General features: G+C 44.9%; 15 protein-coding genes. 2 read left to right on the forward strand and 13 right to left on the reverse strand.

All coding sequences use genetic code 11. The features are described 5' to 3' along the window. The first annotated feature begins 6 nt into the window (after nt 1-6). Complete coding sequence (locus KV201_RS08865) at nt 7-903, forward strand: hypothetical protein (protein WP_226059099.1); 897 nt, start codon at nt 7-9, stop codon at nt 901-903. A gap of 888 nt (nt 904-1,791) precedes the next feature. Here the strand turns inward: KV201_RS08865 and KV201_RS08870 are convergent. From KV201_RS08870 to KV201_RS08900, 7 genes are all read right to left on the reverse strand, one after another. Then, on the reverse strand, nt 1,792-3,486 hold the full coding sequence (locus tag KV201_RS08870) for a DUF262 domain-containing protein (RefSeq protein ID WP_226059100.1): 1,695 nt from the start codon (nt 3,484-3,486) through the stop codon (nt 1,792-1,794). Between the two features lie 136 nt (nt 3,487-3,622). Continuing rightward, a complete protein-coding gene (locus tag KV201_RS22635; protein ID WP_226059101.1) occupies nt 3,623-3,850 on the reverse strand; it encodes an RES family NAD+ phosphorylase in 228 nt (75 codons plus the stop codon). A gap of 302 nt (nt 3,851-4,152) precedes the next feature. Next, nucleotides 4,153-5,130, reverse strand: a complete 978-nt coding sequence (locus tag KV201_RS08880) for a transposase (RefSeq protein WP_226059102.1) — start codon at nt 5,128-5,130, stop codon at nt 4,153-4,155. A 633-nt stretch (nt 5,131-5,763) separates the two neighbouring features. After that, entirely contained in the window at nt 5,764-8,598 is a 2,835-nt protein-coding gene (locus tag KV201_RS08885; protein WP_226059103.1) for an ExeM/NucH family extracellular endonuclease, read from the reverse strand. Nucleotides 8,599-8,911: 313 nt separating this feature from the next. After that, entirely contained in the window at nt 8,912-9,427 is a 516-nt protein-coding gene (locus KV201_RS08890; RefSeq protein WP_226059104.1) for a GDYXXLXY domain-containing protein, read from the reverse strand. Further along, nucleotides 9,427-10,626 (reverse strand): DUF4401 domain-containing protein, encoded by a 1,200-nt coding sequence (locus KV201_RS08895; protein ID WP_226059105.1) that lies wholly within the window; start codon nt 10,624-10,626, stop codon nt 9,427-9,429. The genes KV201_RS08890 and KV201_RS08895 overlap by 1 nt, the downstream gene beginning before the upstream one ends. Next, nucleotides 10,613-11,740 carry a DUF2157 domain-containing protein gene (locus tag KV201_RS08900; protein ID WP_226059106.1) on the reverse strand — a complete coding sequence of 376 codons (1,128 nt, stop codon included), beginning with the start codon at nt 11,738-11,740 and terminating at the stop codon, nt 10,613-10,615. The genes KV201_RS08895 and KV201_RS08900 overlap by 14 nt, the downstream gene beginning before the upstream one ends. Before the next feature lie 137 nt (nt 11,741-11,877). Here KV201_RS08900 and KV201_RS08905 point away from each other — a divergent pair, with 137 nt between their 5' ends. Next, complete coding sequence (locus KV201_RS08905) at nt 11,878-12,723, forward strand: ABC transporter substrate-binding protein (RefSeq protein ID WP_226059107.1); 846 nt, start codon at nt 11,878-11,880, stop codon at nt 12,721-12,723. A gap of 67 nt (nt 12,724-12,790) precedes the next feature. Here KV201_RS08905 and KV201_RS08910 read toward each other — a convergent pair whose 3' ends face one another. The 6 genes from KV201_RS08910 to KV201_RS08935 all read right to left on the reverse strand — a co-directional run bounded on the left by KV201_RS08910 (nt 12,791) and on the right by KV201_RS08935 (nt 16,751). Further along, nucleotides 12,791-13,186, reverse strand: coding sequence for a hypothetical protein (locus tag KV201_RS08910; RefSeq protein WP_006081319.1), 396 nt, complete (start codon nt 13,184-13,186; stop codon nt 12,791-12,793). A 317-nt stretch (nt 13,187-13,503) separates the two neighbouring features. Then, nucleotides 13,504-13,908 carry a hypothetical protein gene (locus KV201_RS08915; protein ID WP_012088930.1) on the reverse strand — a complete coding sequence of 135 codons (405 nt, stop codon included), beginning with the start codon at nt 13,906-13,908 and terminating at the stop codon, nt 13,504-13,506. A 32-nt stretch (nt 13,909-13,940) separates the two neighbouring features. Beyond that, the gene (locus KV201_RS08920; protein ID WP_006086352.1) at nt 13,941-14,405 is read right to left on the reverse strand and encodes an N-acetyltransferase; all 465 of its coding nucleotides are present in this window, start codon (nt 14,403-14,405) and stop codon (nt 13,941-13,943) included. Nucleotides 14,406-14,424: 19 nt separating this feature from the next. After that, complete coding sequence (locus KV201_RS08925) at nt 14,425-15,030, reverse strand: GNAT family N-acetyltransferase (RefSeq protein ID WP_226059108.1); 606 nt, start codon at nt 15,028-15,030, stop codon at nt 14,425-14,427. Nucleotides 15,031-15,435: 405 nt separating this feature from the next. After that, a complete protein-coding gene (locus KV201_RS08930; protein ID WP_012587854.1) occupies nt 15,436-16,059 on the reverse strand; it encodes a 2OG-Fe(II) oxygenase in 624 nt (207 codons plus the stop codon). Nucleotides 16,060-16,253: 194 nt separating this feature from the next. After that, a complete protein-coding gene (locus tag KV201_RS08935; RefSeq protein WP_006081314.1) occupies nt 16,254-16,751 on the reverse strand; it encodes a GNAT family N-acetyltransferase in 498 nt (165 codons plus the stop codon). Nucleotides 16,752-16,785: the final 34 nt, after the last annotated feature.

A 16,785-nucleotide genomic window follows, 5' to 3' on the forward strand; every position in this document is an offset into this window, starting at 1 on the left:
TATTTGATGCAACTGGTACTGCGTGATGTAGATCAAGGACCCTACCTGAGCAAGGTATTGATCCAAGGCCAAGCAGACGAAACGCTGAGCGGTGAACAGCTGTCACAAATCAAATCCAAAGCCATTTTGATGAGCCTCAAACTGGCCGATAAGTTTTACAACAAGTACAAAATGCACCTGCTCGAACAAGCGGCACACGATGTCATTGGTGTGGTGAGCCTTGGTTTGATGGAATTGTCAAACCAAAACCCGCAGCAGGCGATACGCCTGTTGATCACCGCCGATGGCGTAGTGAAATGCTTTCAAAAAGGCTGGAGCATGCTCAGCACTGTCAGCAAGCATAAACTCGTCAACGGTAAGTCACTGTACGGCGATGTCGACAAGTTCTTGCTTGAACAAGTGTCTAGCCCGCCAGATGCGGAAGAATGGTTAGGCTATGAAGCCTATCAAGATGCCCTGCTTGAACATCAACGCCAACAGTCGATTGCGGCCCTATTGGCACAGTTTTACGCCCAATCGAGCTATGATCCACTAGATTTTCTCAATCTAGAGAGTGTATTAGCCGAAGCGGTACTGTATCGATTGTTGTTTGATGGCGCCAAAGTCAGACAAGATTTGAAAAAGCGTATCGGCAAAATCACCATAAAAGAGGAGTGGTTTACCCGTGAGCATATTGAATTGGAAACTCAGAAAGCGTTAGCAGAATTACCCGCAGAACTCGCTGAAACCATCAGTAAAGATCTCGGTAAAAACTTTGTCCCCGCCTTACTGCGTACCCTGCACTTTGCGAAAAGCTATCGCGAACTCTTACTCAGCGACGCTTCACCCGAGCGCTTAGAAAGATTCGAACATAAAGAAGGTCTCGTCGGCCTCCTCGGCTGGCCACTCTACATAGTACTTTGATCGGTACTTTAATCAGTAGTGTGTTCAGTAGGTTAACGAGTGCTTGAGCCGATTAAAATGAGTGCTTTATTGAAAAATAAAGCACTTTTTTATTGTCTTGTTTCTCTATGTCCAATCCCAACAATCAGTATTTCGGTCTCAGTTTTGAGTGATTTTAGCGTAGAGCTTGATAACGCTTTGGGAACAGATAGGTGTTGGAAAAATCTTCTGAATGGCCTATCACTTTGATGTTAGCAGTTTAGCGTTTACGGATATCCACTCGCACAGTCTTGCCATGTCATTCACTCATCGACATGGTGAATAGAAACCTAGGGTTTCTGAGCTTATAAACGAGAGCCATGGACGGCGAACTGGCAGTTAAACAAGGATGTTGTTCAAGTCCTTCCTTTGGATGCTCGACCGAGGGTGGACGGTCGTCTCGCAAATCACGATGGCTCACCTTTCGTGCATTCGCGTAATCTTTAGATTTAAAAGACATACGCAACATACTTTGGGACAGAAATGTGTTGAAAAGTAGTGTTTTGGGATCAGTAATTTCAGTTGTTAGCACTTTAGCATTTACGAATATCCACTCACACAGGCTTGCCATAGTATTTGCTCGTCGACTCGCAGCCAGTCCATCCTTGGATGCTCGACCGCCCCGTCCATGGGGCGGACGGTCGTCTCGCAAATCACCATGGCTCACCTTTCGTGCATTCGCGTAATCTGTAGATTTAAAAGCGTTACGCAGCACACTTTTGGACATAAACGTGTTAGGTTGTCGGCTGTATCTGATGAATTTCGGATAAAATTTCTATGGCGTAACGCCGAAAATCACCAGCAGTAAAAAGCAGAGCAAGGAACGAGCGGCGCTTTTGCTATCCGAGTGCATGTAATTGTTATGCCCTTTTAGCAGTTGCTCATAATTACATTAATGATCTTATCTTTTCGCTTTTGAATTATTTCTCTGCTCCAAATTCCGTTATCAGGAACAAGTCCCTTTACTTCACGCTGCTGTTCATTGTGAGTATATGTTTCCAGTTTTTTGGTAAGGGGAATATTACCAACAGCGCAATTATGCGACTTTGACAACAACAAATAATTTCCCAGACAGTTCAAAAATTGATTCCTGAATTCTTCATCATAATGGTCATAGCCATGAGGCTTGCTTTCGGGCTCAGTTGTAGGTGCAATATGTTCTAGTTCTGGACTGATGATTCTATCGAACCGAGTCTGTGAATAACCGGCTTTACCTTGTTGCTCCAAATGAGTTTCATATTTCCAGAGCAGGTATTTTCCAACTGAATGGTTGATACCTCCCTGTAGGGACTCGTTCAATCTTTCATTATTCCAATAGGCCCACCACCAGTCCGTTGTGCCTTTCATCCATTTAATGCGTTCAATTATTGGCGAAATATCTTTGTTGTTCTCGGTGAATTTCTCAAACACATCATTAATTCTTGAAGTAATATCAGCCCGCGTCCCTATCAAACGATGCCTAAGTACCAAAGACTCTAAAGACGAGCAAAGTTTTCCAATTTCATCAAGAGGCAAGCCATATCTGTACGCCTTGATTACAAATGGAAGCGCAACAGCAATTCCGCCTAGTGATATGAGAGAATGAATCCCAAAACATTCCCTCTCATGTTTTCCAAAAAACTGTGATAGATGCTCAAAGCTTGTCGAGAGCGACCTTGAGAACGACTTGATGAAATCAAGTGGGTTTTCAATGGCCAACATCTTGTTGATTTTGTCTAAAGAGTTTGTTTCCCAGAGCGAGTTAAAGTAAACCCGCAAGGTATAGAGCAAGACATCATCTTCATTAATTCTGTATTCGATCGAGGAGATTGATTTGTAGATTTTTTCAAAACGCCCTTTGATTTCCTCAATTAACGACTCCACTTCGTCTTTATCGCTCCCATGCAGATGCACTTGATGCATGAACTGAGCTTTAACTATTTCAAGATTTGACGGTCGTTTTCCGCGACTGTTTTGAAAGATAAACATCTGTATCGCCTCCGATTCATTTTGAACCGGGTGCGTGGTACAGGTTGCACCACCGACAATAGACAACATTTTTGTCAAATACCATTCTGACTTGTTAGAAAGATGCTTTTTGAAAAAGTCGAATGCTCTGACGATTCGGCGTGATGATTCTGTTTCAAGGCCATTATGGGCAGACTTGTTTTGATCTATTACATAGTCAATGAATACTTGATTATCGTAGTCAACAGTAGAAAAGCGTATTGCGCTTCGCCTCTTCACCATGTCTTCATAGCAAACTTCTTCTTCCTCAGATAAAGCCCTTATGGATTTCAGATTCACAAACAGAGCAGATAAGAAAATGACAATGGTTGTTAAGCGTTGCTGGCCGTCTATTACATTGAAATATTGTGTTTTTTCCTCAAAAAGGAAGTGACCAAAGTAATAAGGACTAATTGCATTACTTCGGCTGTATTCTTCTAAATCCGACACGAATACGTCTGTTTGCGTGTTTCTGTCTGATTTCTCCATCGGAGTATCCCACGAATATGCACGCTGATATGCAGGGACGACTATTTTGTTGCCAGCCATCATCTTTCTAATAGTTGTTGAAGCTTCCATTTTTTCTCCTATGCATAATGTTCGAATCACGGGCGTTTACTAACCCAAACTGATTGAAACGCCAGAATCGCTGCGCTTCTATGAAAAAATGCGCCACGAGTAAACGTCCCTCGTTCATTCGCTTGTTATGTTTAATTTACTCGTCAGAAAAAGGAGTTGAAACTCCACTAAAAGAAAATTCGACCTTGTCAGCCTTGCTTAACGAACACGACTGAAAATGAGCACTATCCAAGTCAAACAGAGCTAAGTTATGCCCATTGCCAAGTGAGCTTTTGAAAGCGATGCCATCGTAACCAAGTGACTTAATCAACTCTGCAATTATCTGCGTTGGCGTATAGTCAGACTTGGAATCGCTATTTGTCACTGGTTCAGAAAATGCATTGTCAATATGCCACCAAACCGCCTGTTGCTTTTTATCATCATCTGGCTCTTCAACAAAAATCTAAAAATCTGGCCATCCATTTTAGATCAACAACATAATGCACTTTTGGTTTGTCTACAACTTGTACGAGCTAAAATTGCTTAAATGAGAGTCATCAAAAATTGAAGGACTAAAGCTGAGGCATAAAAATGAGCTAATTCATTAAAAAATGGTGTATTTAAGACATGCTAACCCACCCAATAAAACACATGGACAGAGATTGGTTTAGTTAAGCAGGATTACAGTTAGTTGCTGTGAAAGTGCTGACAGCTTACGGCAAAGTGCCGTCGTCGCTTTTCTAGATGTTCACAGTAATCAGTGAGTGCTTGCAGCGTACCCACCGGACCATGAAATAGCTTGCCAAACTCAGTAGTGAGCTTGAGCCAATTGTCATGTGGGATATTTAATCTTGCCAGTAACTTAGCGCTATTTACACTGATTGCCCCACGTTTATCACTTCGAATAATTCGGCCTGTATCATCGACCAATTCAAGGTAATCCGATAATAAAAACGCAATGGCATTGGGCTGGTTGTCGCGCTCATTACCGATAAAAGGCAGTAGATTTTTAGGTTGCTCACCTTTTAATGCAGCCCGAATACGCAACTGGATACTGGTATGGTCGGATTGTTCTGGTGTATCAGCCAGTTGCGCTCTAATAGGATTCAAATCAACATAGGCCATACAAGTTAAAACGGCGGCTTCATCGAGTAGGGCTTGCGATTTAAAGCGTCCTTCCCAGAAACGACCTGTACAGTTATCTTCTTGATTCGCTTGTCTTGCGATGGGTTCGTTGAGGCAGCGCATAAACCAACTGATATCACATAAACGGCTGCGATAAATGGCAATTGAATGCTTTAATCTGTGAACCTCATGCGCTTCAACTAACTCACCTTTGGCGAATTTTTGCGTTAATTCATCGCCTTTAAATAGCTTATGCCACTGTTCAAGTACTTCGCGGTCAGTCCAACGATTCGCGCTGTCGATATCGACACGCAGCACCACATGCAGATGATTGGACATCACAGCAAAGGCCTCCACATCAATAGCAAAAACCGCTTCGAGTTCAAACAGTAGCGATTCTACCCAAGCGCGGCGATGGTCATAATTTTTTCCCGAATAGGCATCGTCACCACACAAAAACGCACGCCGCACAACGCGACTACAGCAATGGTAATAGGGTGTGTCTTCAACACTTATCTGAGTTCTGCGAGGGCGAGGCATACAAACCTCCTTGTTCAATGCTTAACCAAAGCATAGTCGGAGGTTAACAACTGCGCTATTTAGGCTGGGTGTCCACTTTTAGGATCTCCAAGGAGGATAGGACGAGCAGTCCTCCTTGGTCGGGTGTGGGGTGAAGCCCCACGACTTTGATTTTGATTAAAGCATTCAAACTACGAAACACACTTTGGTGCAATAGCTTTTTAGCTAAACGAACAGCGAAAAGGTTAGTGAGGATTGGCATTGTTGCAACTGTGACCGTTGGCGGCATGGATGCCGTCGTCGAGCCCTCAGGGACGAGTTTATGGCGAGTCACAGGGGAAACAATGACAATTCATGCTGCACAACTGACGACAAAGTTATCTTGCTTTGGGGCAATAGCTTTTTGGCTAAACAAACAGCAGAATTGTTAGTTAAGATTGGCATTGTTGCACCTGTAACCTTCTAAAACAGGGATATTTTATGAGGGCCCTCAGGAATGCTTCTTGTTAAGTAAAAAGGCGGCGAATCACAGGGGAAACAATGACAATTGATGTGTCACAACTGACGACAAAGTTATCTTGCTTTTGGACAAAAAGAAAAGCCCGCGGCTGCGGGCTTGGCGTCACTTAAAATCAACGGAATACAAAGACTGACTTAACGATACGTCAGCGTCGTAGTATCCGTTAACTTATCGTTATCTTTAACGGTCAGTTCAACTGTGTGTTGTCCACGGCGGGCAAGGCGTAATACCACTTGACCGTTAGCGCGGGTGCCATTGTCGAACGTCCATTTATGTTGCTTGATTACGCCATCGGTATCGTAGCTAGTCGAGATAAACATATCGACGAACAATAAATTGATACGCTGAATTTGCGCAACAGGCGGTTGTTTTACCTCTCCAACCACCACAGTCACCGTTTGCGACGTGCTATGGGTTAGGCCGTCATTATCCGTCACTGTTAATGTGACCAGATACTCGCCGCTTTGGCTGTAACTGTGAGTCACTACCTCACCCACTGCGACTGTATTATCACCAAAGCTCCACTCGGCAGACACGATTTGTCCATCGCTGTCGGTTGAAGTGGATGTCAGTTGCACCGCAGCGCCATTCACCACTTGGGTGAAACTGGCCACTGGCGCGACTTTTTCCGCTTCGAGCAAGAGTGAAATCACCACAGGATCGTGATCCGATGAGCGATACGCATCAGTAGCGAATAAGTCTTGGATTTGAGCAGGCGTCTTAAACTCTTCGTTATAATCCAATACGCGCGGTTCGTCGGTATTGATATGCCACTCAGTTACATCCACCACTTTATCCAGCAGGGCAGCGTTTGCTAAAGCATGATCCAACTGACCCGATTCTGCCGAGAATACATAGGAATAAGGGTTCGGCTTTTCAAGTTTGGCAAACAGCTCACTAAAGCCCGCGTTACCTAACGCCGTTAATGGATCTTCCTGCGCATAGGCGTTCAAATCACCAATCAGCAGTACGCCTTGATCTGGATATTGCTCGCTGATCCATTGACCTGCAGCATTCGCCGCACGGGTACGAGTGATATTACAGTTGCCTTGACCATCATTGAGATCAGGATCGCCCGCACATTCACTGCCCTTAGATTTAAGGTGATTAACCGCAACAACCACGCCCTCTTCACTGCCGTTCACGCTAAAGGCTTGGGTCAGCATTGGACGGTTTTTACTGTCGTCAAACAAGGGCTTTTGATCGCTATCTAATGGCGAATTGGCACTGGATAGAATGCGTGCAGCGCCCTGCGGCGTGACTTTATCGCTACGATAAATCAAGCCAACTGTAATGGCATCGGTGCCAATCGCATTGATGCCTGTTGGCGCGATATAAGCGTAACGCGCTTCACCCACAGCAGCATTCAAGCCTGCGACTAAATCAGCAATGGCTGAATTGGCGCCAAAGCCATCGTTCTCGATTTCCATCAAACCAAATACGTCGGCACTAATGCCCACCATGGCGCTGACAATCTTCGCCTTTTGACGCTCAAATTCGCTCAACGTATTGGCACCACGCGCAGTTGGGAAACCTGCACCTTGACCATCACCATTGAAGTAGTTAAGTACGTTAAAGCTAGCGACTTTTAGATTACCGCCCTCAACCAATGTGGGTGCGATTGGACGTGGATTTTCCGCCACAAAGTTCACCGTCTCGATTGGCATAATGCGATACAAATTAAAGCCATAGTGCATTACACCCGTAAGCGATGTGGCTTTATCGCCTACACGCACAGTGTTTGATGCGCTCAGACCTGGAGCGGGGAATTGCACAGGATCTGGATTCTGCACCGTTAAACCGTCATCCAATAAAATACTGTCACGTTGGTTGGCTGCGCTCACTGCCAGCGCATCCGCGCCCGGTGCTGCCACCTGCGTACCAATAAAGTGACGCTGACTGCCTAATGAAATCTCGCCGTAACGACCGAGGTTGTAGACTTCGTTCACCACTAAATCTTGGCTGAAACGAACACGCATGCCCTCAAATGGCTCAAAATCATCACTGCTGTTAACCGGTAAGGTCACCACAGCCGCTGTTGGTAATGCTTGTGCAGTGGCACACAACTTATGATCTGATACAGTCGTTAGTTCAGTTAAGCCTTGATATTCAGTGACTTTGGCTTTTAAACGAATACGATCGCCCGCCACATAAGCTGTGGGCGCAGTGCCGGTATAGACAAACACCCCTTCCGAGGTTTGTGGATCGCTATCGGCTTCGTTATCGGCCATTTGTACAAAAATGCCCTTAAGACCGGCTTCTTGATTACTGACGACAACCGCTTCAACCACTAAGGTTTGACCATTAAGAGGACTGGCAGCACCCGCGCCTTGAAGCGCATGAATTGCTGTGGCTTCTTCGCCGCACACTAAAGAACTCGGTGGAGGGTCGACGGGATCGGTTGGTGTGCCAGCGCTGAATTTACCGAGATCAGAAATATCATCCTTCGCAAAACCTAACCAAGTGCTAAAGCTGACCGCATCGTCACTGATGGGATCGGCAATTAGCTGTTCAGGATTACGGCGCAGGGTGTTGTCTTGAGTGGATAAATCACCACTGCCCCACTCGGCACCGGGATCGACACCGACTTGACCCAAACTATCAATCACTTGATTTTGATAAGTCAGTTCAATCGCATCGTCGCCGTTAAAGAAGCTGGCGGTACTTTGTTGATTGGTCACCGCAAGAATATCGGCCGACGCGTCGTTATCGGCAACCACATAAGTTGCCCCCGCGGGTAATGAGCCAGTGAGCGCAATGGTCGTACCGACGTTAGTGCTGCCATTAAAATAGAAACGCAATTGGTATTGGCTTAAGTCAATAACGCCCGCAGTTGGGTTATACAATTCGATGGCTTTATTGTTGCTGCTGCCTTCGACGTATTCTGAAATGATCAAATTATCCGCGCCATGGGCAAGCCCACAAACGCTGCTGATAGCTAACGCCAGCACAGTTTTAGTGTTAAACATTGAGACCCCTAAATGTATTGTTTTAATATTTTGTATTGAATTGCGATTTAATTGATGTGCTTAGATGCTTCAAGATGATGTCACCTCGAACACTGACGATACTATATGCGACCAAGGTTACAAATTGGTTGCGCCAAAGTTGCAACTTAAGATTGATATTATCGGTGCGATTTAGCGATCAGAACTAGGAAGAAAGCAGTACGGAGAATGCTGGCCGCCCATTAACAATGCGGCCAGAAATAATCAATGTAATGGGGATAAATCGCTCTTAACAACATAAGCAGAGCCAATGGATGAAAGCCCCGACGCAGGGCTATAAGGGCTCAAGTTTTTCATCGAGTAAATTGACCAGCAGTAACTCACCTTGGGCGTTCACCCTAAACTCGCCGTATTTAGCCGCACTGAAATGATCGGCTTGCCCTTCTTCAAAGAAAAAGCTGTTCGATGCGAGCTTGATTTGATTACCACGAACACGAAATTGCACCCGCAGCTGATCTTTACCCAGCGCTTGGTCAGTATAAAAATCCACAAAACGTGCCACTTTTTGCCCATCTAGTGCCAGCAACAACTGACCCTGCATTTGTTGCGGCGCTAAGGCGCTGCGCACATCGCGGGCAATGGCATATTCCAGCGCCATGTAATCCCCCTGCATTAACGAGCGCGGATCGACTGGCGCTAATGCAAAGCGCACGACTTGGCCGTGATTAAGCAGTTGTTCGAATTTGAAAATGCGCCAATTCACGCCTGCAAGAATCGCAACGGTCGTAAAAAGTACTATGCCCAGCGCCCATTTATGTGAAGCCGCCAGTTTTCCCATCACATTGCCCATCACATAGTCTCCTTGGCATTTTCATTGGCAGGAAATAAGCGCCACATCAGCATCCTTGCCACCAGCAACAGCGCGCCTAAACCCATCAAATAAGCAGATTTCAGCAGTAGTGTTGTTTCTAATGAATAATAATATCCACTGACAAACAGCAGCGCCGACACAATTCCCATGCCTTTTAGCCAAGGCTCATTGCAATAATGGCCAAACAGAATCAATAGGATAGCCGTCGATAATCCCTGCATGGGTAAAGATAAACCGCTAATAACCAGTAAACCGAGAAAACAACCTATCGCCGCCATTGAGCTAAGTGATTGTTGGCGTTCGCGAAATACGCTGACCAACAATAATCCGCAAATAACGAAAATAATCGACAGATGGCTAAGCGTGAACCACAGACTTTGTTGCCAAGGACTGAATAAGGCTTCAAAAATACTGTCCATGCTAAAGGCATGCATCAGTTGCAATGTAATTAATGCCAGTGCAAAGCCGTAGATAAGCATGCGCGCGCGGCGGTAATGACGTCCGAACCGATTGATATTGAACAACACTAAGCTAATGATTAAGGCAAACAGACTTGGGCTGACATTGAGCCATTCGAACTTAGCCATGAGGCCAATCACGCACCAACTTAAGCCAAACGCGAACACAAACTTGGCTAATCCATGGGCAATTAAGCCCCACAACAGCAAGAGAATACCCGCCATACACAGATACCAGTTGAGGCTAAAATCATTGTCGATTAAATCATAGAATCCCCAAGCCACACTGATTAAACCACTCAAACAGGCGGCAAAAGCAAATTGCTCAATGAAGATCTGTTGCCGCGGTAAAAAGTACAGCCCAATGCCCACGGCTAAATAGGTTAAGCCGATAAATAAGGCGACGCCCTCACCTACCCGCTCAAAAATAGCACCAAATGCCGCCATCATAAAACCCAATAGAAACAAAGCGGCTACCCAAGCAGCGAAGGCCTGCATAGCGGCAATATACCAAGGAATATCCTGGTTTTCTGGCATTTGGGGCGTATTGACTTTGCCCTCGGCATACAAGGATTGCCAAAGGGTTATCAGACTGGATTCACCCGATGCATCAATTAAAGCGGCATCCTCTTTTGAAGGAGACTTTAAGGGAGTCGCTACTGAACTCGTTAAAGAATTGGTCACCATGTCGCCATCCGGTAAGCCATTATTGTTGCTCATGAATGTCTCCCACTTTCCCTTGGGTCGCTCTCGCTGCGGGCTCAAGCTCTGATTCTGACAGTGGTTTAAGCTTGCGACTCAGTTCCTTTAACCAAATACTCAAGCCTGTGCTTGCTAAAATGATATAAAGCCCAATAAACAGAAACCCGCCTATGGGATCATTGTCCTCAAACATCAGCCGTATCAGTAACGCAGCGCCCACGGCAATCAAGCTAAAACCGCCCAAGGCCAAGGGATAAATACGCGGTAATCGATAGCGAAAAATAACGAATCCCAACACTAGATGGGCAAGATAACCACTAATGACACCAGTGCTAAAGCCATCACCTTTAAAGAAATCATCGAAAATCAGCCAAGTGATTAACCAAGTAAAACAGCCCATCGCAAACAGTGAACACGCATATTCGAGAATTGGCGCATGCCAGCGCCCCACGACGTTGCGGTCTAGAAAAACAAAAGCGTAATAGATAGCTAAATTCAAACAGATAAAGATCAGCAGTTGGCCTTGTTCATCCAAGAAGGCTCCCCATAAATGGGAAAAGGAATCTAAAAATATCCCTATGCTTAGGTTAATAAGTCCCACCAGCAGCAGCCATAAACCATCGAATCCCGCCACCCAAGCGAAAGGCAAAATCACTAACGCCCACAGGGCGAATAACTGCCAAGGATCGGCGCCCGTTTGATAGGTTTGCCCAACCAGTGCTAATAAGCCGCCCACCAATACGCTCGCGGCCAATAACACACCATTGGCTGTCGTCGCACCAAATCTGCTGTCGTTGCTTTGGTTACTATGACTATGGGAATGGGAAGCAGCTGAAAGGGAATTAGCACGATAATAGAGCCAAGCAAATGCGCCGATGGCGAGCACTATCGCCACTTCAATAAGGCCAAATTTGGCAAAACGCCCGAGGGATTGCCAATTGTAGGCAAAGAAAAAAATCACTCCAGAGGCAAAGCTCAAGGCGCCAAACCAGAGTAATAAGTTAGCGATTAAGCCACGCCAGCTCGACGCATCTGGCAACACTGTGACCTGCCGATAAAGCGTATTCGCTTGCTCTTGCGTAATATGTCCCTGTTCAACCCAGCCACACACTTGAGATTTTATCTGGCTCAATGTGAGTTCTCCCTCATCCTGTTTGCGCTAGCTTACTATGACCTATTCAAAATTCGCACAACATCGACAGCGTTGAGTAAATTAAATTGTGTATACTTGTAAAAAATCATTAACCTTTGGCATGATTAGGGGTGACCATGGTAATAAGACAGTTGTATCGTCTACTCTTTAGTTTCATCTTAGGGATCAGCGTATTTTCGGCCGCAATCGCCCAAGATAACAATCAGTCGCCCACAGCAACTAATACAATAGTACCCAATACAACAGCGCCCAACACAATACCGACCATTCATGTCGGTGGTTATCAATTTTCTCCCTATGTAAATCTACAACAGGACGGCCGCTACACAGGCCTCACCCTCGATATCATTAATGCATTGAATCAAATACAACAAGAAGTGTTTTTTGAATTTACCGTCACCAGTGTTGAGCACAGATATAAAGCCTATGCCTTAGGTCGCTTCGACATGATGATATTTGAGAACCCCGCTTGGGGATGGCAGAAAATAGCGGATCAGTTTATTCCGCTACACATGATAGATGGGGAAGTGTTTATTGCGCTTAAGGCCAAAGCCCATAATCAAAATTATTTCAAAAACTTAACCAATAAGTCAGTCGCATTCGTTAAGGGCTATCACTATCAGTTTGCCCTCTTTGAAACCGATGCTGACAAGTTGGCAAAGCAATTTCGCCCCTTGTTCGTCAGTAACAACAGGGCCTCTATCGAAAGCATTCTGCGCGAACGGGCAGACATAGCGCCCGTCACTCATTCCTATTTGCAGTATTATTTAAAGGTGAATCCACAAGACAGGCATTTACTTTTAATATCAGACAAATGGGACCAAGAGTACGATAACGGCATCTTACTTAGCCTCAGATCATCACTCGATGCTAAAAAGCTTTCACACTGGGTTCAGCTACTCATCGACAATGGCAAACTGGCCGAACTCGCCGCCCAATACGGGATTAAGTCGAGCCAATAATTCGCTTTTTGTTTCTTCAAGCCGTTAACGCTTTAAGCGCGACGATTATCCAAAAGCGATCAGCGATTTAGGCGACGGACAAGAGTGGTCCCAGCATAGCCAAAGTGCCGATCAGCAAGAAAATTAAGGCTTGCACTATGATCATCTGGCCACTATTTGGCGGGCTCAAAGTGGCAATGTAAAACTGCCAAATCGCGAAGATCCCGTAATTCATCCCAAGAAATAACAATAAGCTAAAGGCATACATGCCTGGGATCACCTTAAGTGCGCAGGCTAAAAGTACTGCAGTTGAGGCCACAAAAAACACTGACTGGCAGTGAAATAAACAGCGCAACATTTGCTTGCTCTGCTGGGACACATTTGCCTTTAACAACGGCGCCAATAGAACACGTTTACCATAGATTAAATGGTATCCACAGACTCCAGCACTCAAGACAGTCGCTGCCATTAATGTTAAAACCATACTGCTCCTAGTTAGTGCTCATATTTGATGGTGTTTGAAGATCAATTCGTAAACAAAACGAGAATAGCAACCCTCGGCAATAAGACCCTGAAAACCCCAGTTGAGTTTCAGCTTAACAAAAATAACCTAGCTGGCTAAGAATCATTGAGTCAACCGGACCGCAACCAACACACATGGGCCTGATAAAATGAACTCGCGCAACCCAGTGCTAAGTTCTTAGCGCAAAAAGGAGCCCTTAGGCTCCCTTACTTCACATGTTTAAAATCACAATGCTTAAAATCACATGCTTAAAAACCTGTGCGGACTAAAACCTGCGACTACATAGTTGCCATAGTCCAATAATCTAAACGCTTTTGTGGATCGGCTAATAGGTTTTTACATTCTTCTTTATATTTACCCATTAACGCACCTAAGTTACTTGAGCCACCTAAGCTTTCGATTTGACGCGCTTTAGCAGCGGCAACTGCTTGAGTCACTTCAGCTTCAGAGCTGTATTTCTTGGCTAGATTCTCAGACTCAATTTTAGAGCTTTTTAAACGCTCACCCACGGCCTGCATTTGTGGTGCATTCATCGCCCCAATGGCTTCTGAGCTAATTTGATAGTAAGCGGCACATTCAATAGCTTCTTTACTAAACGCTTTTTCTGCTTCATCAGCCCAAACTGCAGTACTGGCACTCAATACTAAACCACCTAATACTAACGTTTTTACCTGAGTTAACATGTTACTTTTCCTTTTAATCGCCATAAATTAACCTACTCAAGCCCTCGGTGGATCTCAAGCTCGTAGATATAAAAATCTTGGTTACGCACAAAGCCTAAGCCTTCATACAAGCCCTGTGCGCGCTGGTTTTTTTGCTGTGTTTCTAACATCAAATAACTCATATTATGCGCTTTGGCATAACTGGCGGCCTGCTGCACTAGCGCTCGCCCAATTCCGACACATCGAGCATGTTGAGTCACATACACATCATTGAGGATCAACATAGGAGCCATACGCAACGATGAAAAGCTGGGATACATTTGCACAAAGCCTAATCCAAGCCCTTGATTATCTTTGGCAATAAATATTACCGATGACTCATCTAATAATCTTGCATGAATAAACTGCTCCGCGGCCGCTACATCATCCCTGCGCCCATAAAACTGTCGGTACTCATTGAATAACACTGCAACCTCATGGGCATGAGTCACATCTGCTCGAGTTATAATGCTTGCCATGGAAATTTCCTTTTTATCGTTAGAGTGTTGGCGGTCGTTGTCGCAATCGAAATTGCAGACTGTTTTTCACTGCTGGCCACTCAGCATCAATAATGGAATACACCACAGTATCGCGAATTGTGCCGTCTTTAAGAATTTTGTGATTACGCAACACACCATCTTGCTTAGCACCCAGTCTCGCAATAGCTTGTCTGGAGGCTTGGTTATGCCAATGAGTCCGAAACTCAACGGCAATGGCATCTAAGGTTTCAAAGGCAAAGGTCAATAACAATAACTTAGCTTCGGTATTGATCCCCGTACGCTGGGCACGTTTTGCATACCAAGTGTAGCCAATCTCAAGGCGACGATTTTCAGACTCCCAGTTGCAAATTCGCGTGCATCCGACAATTTCACCGGACACTTTATCTCGTACTGCAAAAGGAAAACTCTGACCCCGCGCTTTTTCTTCGAGGGCTTTAGTCACATAGGACTTCACCTCGGCGGGTTCTGGCACACTAGTAAACCACAAACGCCAAAGTTGACCATCTGTCACAGCTAAACTCAATGCTGCCACATGGGACAGAGATAAGGGCTCAAGCACAATATACTCACCCGTTAAACAACCTAAGTTATCTTCACAGCCCACAGTCTCGCCTCCGTTAGATGATTGAAAAGTGTGTTGTTGCGCACATTTTTATCTAGCCTAACATTAAACGAGAATAAAAAAACACCCTATTTTCAGCATGATTGGACAAATTTATCCCATTGTCGGCGGCTTAGATTACCTAAAGCTTAAGAGTGTAAAAAAATTTGAAAAAATGAGTAGATGACCGTTAAATCAGATTGGAATAAATACTGCTGCGGAAGAATAAGTCACTAAATGGCCAATCAATATCCGAGAAATAGCCAACGACATTGCGCAGTCGCGATTGGTGATTGGTGATTGGTGATGACCAAAAGCGATAATCAAGAGCAAAAACACCTAAACCTGTGGGTGGCATTTAGGCGTTTAATATCAGGTTAAGTTAAAAGCTAAAGCTAGAAACTAAAGTTAAAAGCCATGCACGCTGTTACTGACCCTAAACCAACCCGCAATGCTATTACGCTGGGCCAAGGTTTTAGTCACTTCATGGGGAAAGCGCTCACTGAGAAAAATCACAAAATGGCCCATTTTAGGTGCGATGCGTTCAATCTCAATGTCAGCTTCATCATAAATAATCAACTCGCCACAATCTGCCGCTTTCCAGTCAGGATTTAAGAAAAACACTGTGGTTAGGATGCGGTTTTGACTGCCTTTTAGCGCATCGACATGTTTCTTATAGAATGCCCCAGGCTGATATACCGCATAGTGGCTTTCATAGTCGAATAACCCCATAAATAAGCGACGATTCAAGCCATTTTTGAGTTGCGTCATCAGCTCAAGATATTGGGCATCAGGCTCGTTGTGCTCTTCTAACCACTGTATTCTGTCGCGGCGAATATCGGGATTTAATTGTTGCTCGGCGCCACGACCAATAGAAGCGGCTTTTAGCTCATGTGCTTGCGTCGATTGAATTTTTTCCAATAGCACTTGGCTAATATTGTGAGGAACTAAGTCAGATAAAAAGATATAGCCTTTGTCTACCAAGGCATCAGCGATCACGTCCAGCATTGCTTCACTTAATTGCGAAACCATTATGCTACATCCAATAAAAGGGCTACGCTTTTGCTGTACTCAAGGGCTCAAGGAGGGATTAAGTGAGCCTGATTTTCGAGGGGCGTCAATAAGAGATATGATTGCCATATCTCGACAGTAAATTTTGCGGAATTTTAGAGTAAAGAACGCCGAATTACAATAAAATAAAAACCCATATAAACAATATGTTACAGCTAACTAAACAGTTCAACAGGCTCATCATCTGGGCTGAGCTGTAAACACTGCTCAAACTGTAATCCAAGTTTGTTCAACAATGCCTTTGAAGCACCATTATGGGCGCTCACAATCGCGACAATACGCTCAATACCTAAACTTTTACCTAGGTCAAAAGCGGCTTTCGCGGCTTCGAATGCATAACCCTTACCCCAATATTGCGGCAAGAATGCATAACCTATGTCGACATTATCAAGCGTCGGCCGCTTGATTAAACCGCAGATGCCAATAGTGAATCCATTCTCTGCGAGCACGACGGCGTAAAAGCCAAAACCACACTCGGCGTAACTTTTCATCGGTCCATTGAGGATATAATCCTTGGCCTGCACAAGCGTGCGTACTCCTCTGTCCCCAATATTCTCAATAAAGCCTTGGCTATTGAGCAAGACTAACATAAATGAAGCATCGGCTGGGGTTAACTGCCGCAGGATTAATCTAGGAGTACGCGCCACTTGCATAGGATTTCTCCACTAGAAATAGACAATGTTTATA

This window comes from Shewanella sp. SR1, from assembly GCF_020447145.1.
Taxonomy (GTDB): Bacteria; Pseudomonadota; Gammaproteobacteria; order Enterobacterales; family Shewanellaceae; genus Shewanella; species Shewanella baltica.